This window comes from Kitasatospora sp. NPDC023118 (assembly GCF_055560875.1).
Map to the genome: position 1 here is coordinate 1 of NZ_JBVHHW010000086.1, position 1,781 is coordinate 1,781.

The 1,781-nt window shown below is 70.9% G+C and carries 1 protein-coding gene; it reads right to left on the reverse strand.

Going from position 1 to position 1,781, the window contains the following annotated elements:
* Positions 1 to 1,781 (reverse strand): condensation domain-containing protein (locus tag ACZ3UD_RS37645; RefSeq protein WP_465598612.1); only part of this gene is annotated, 1,781 nt, incomplete at both ends.

The window sequence follows — 1,781 nt, forward strand, 5'->3', positions numbered from 1 at the left end:
ACCGCACAGGAGCAGCAACACCCGTGTCGTTCCACTCCTCCAGGAGCAGGCGACGCTCATCCGCGCCCATCACGTCCACAGCGCTCAACCGCGTCTCCGGCTGCGTCGTCACCGTCTCCAGAACCTGGAGCAACCAGCCCGCGATCCGCCGCACGGTCTCCGCATCGAACAGGTCCGCCGCCGCCAGGAGCACACCCCGCAAACCGGCCGGCGCACCGTCGGCATCGAACGCCTCGCTCAGGTTCAGGTCCAGGTCGAACTTGCCGAGCACCAGACCGGGCGGCAGGCCCTCGGCGAGCAGACCGGGCAGCTCCAGCCGTGCCGACTCGTTGTTCTGCAGGGCGAGCACGACCTGGAACAGCGGCTGGCGTGCCGTCGACCGGTTCGGCGACAGCTCCTCCACCAGCTTCTGGAACGGCACGTCCTGATGCTCGAACGCGCGCAGGCTGGTCTCCCGGACCCGCTCCAGCACCTCGTCGAAGGTCGGGTCACCGGACAGGTCGGTCCGGATCACCAGGGTGTTGACGAAGAACCCGACCAGGTCGTTCAGCGCCTCGTCGGTGCGTCCGGCGACCGGCGACCCGATCGGGATGTCCACCCCCGCCCCCAGGCGGTTCAACGTCACCGCCAACGCCGCCTGCAGCACCATGAACAGGGTCGCCCCCCGCTCCCGGGCCAGCGCCGCCAGTCGCTGGTGCAGCTGCGCGGAGACGGCCAGCTCCACACTCTCACCGCGGTGCGAAGCCGTCGCCGGGCGTTGGCGGTCCACCGGCAGCTCCAACTCCTCCGGCACCCCCGCCAACGCCTCGCGCCAGTACGCCACCTGCCTGGACAGCACACTGTCCGGATCCTGCTCGTCGCCGAGCAACTCCCGCTGCCACAGGGCGTAGTCCGCGTACTGCACCGGCAACGGCTCCCACACCGGCGCCGCACCGCCCAGCCGTGCCGCGTACGCGACCGACAGATCCCGCGCGAACGGCGCCGTCGACCAGCCGTCCCCGGCAATATGGTGAACCACCACCACCAGCACGTGCTCGGCCTCGCCGAGCGCGAGCAGCGTCGCCCGAAGCGGGATCTCCGCTATCAGGTCGAATGCGTACCCGACCGCCTCCGCCACCGCCGCGTCCAGCTCCTGCGGCGCCACCTCGACCACCGACAGCCCGAACCCGCACTCCTCCGGCGACAGCACCCGCTGGAACGGCCCGCCATCCGCCAGCGGCAGGACAGTGCGCAGCACCTCGTGCCGCCCGATCACGTCCCGCAGCGCCTCAGCCAGGGCCCCGCGGTCCAACTCCCCGCTCAGCCGCATCGCCATCGGAATGTTGTAGGTCGCGCTCGACCCCTCCAACTGCCCCAGGAACCACAGCCGGCGCTGCGCGAACGACAGCGGCACCCGCTCCGGACGCACCATCGGCACCAACGCCGCACGGCCCTTGCCGGCCTCCCCCTTCCACGCCGCGATCGCGGCCGGCGTCGGACGCTCGAACAACACCCGCAACGACAATTCCACACCCAGCCCCGCACGCACCCGGCTCACCAACCGCATCGCCGACAGCGAGTGCCCGCCCAGGGCGAAGAAGTCGTCATCGACGCTGACCCGGTCGAGTCCCAGCACCTGCGCGAACGCCTGGCACAGGAACTCCTCCTGCACCGTCGCCGGTGCCCGACCCGCACCCGCCGCATACACCGGTTCGGGCAGGGCCTTGCGATCCACCTTGCCGTTCGCCGTCAGCGGGAACTCCTCCAGCACCACCACGGCCGACGGAACCATGTACTCCGGC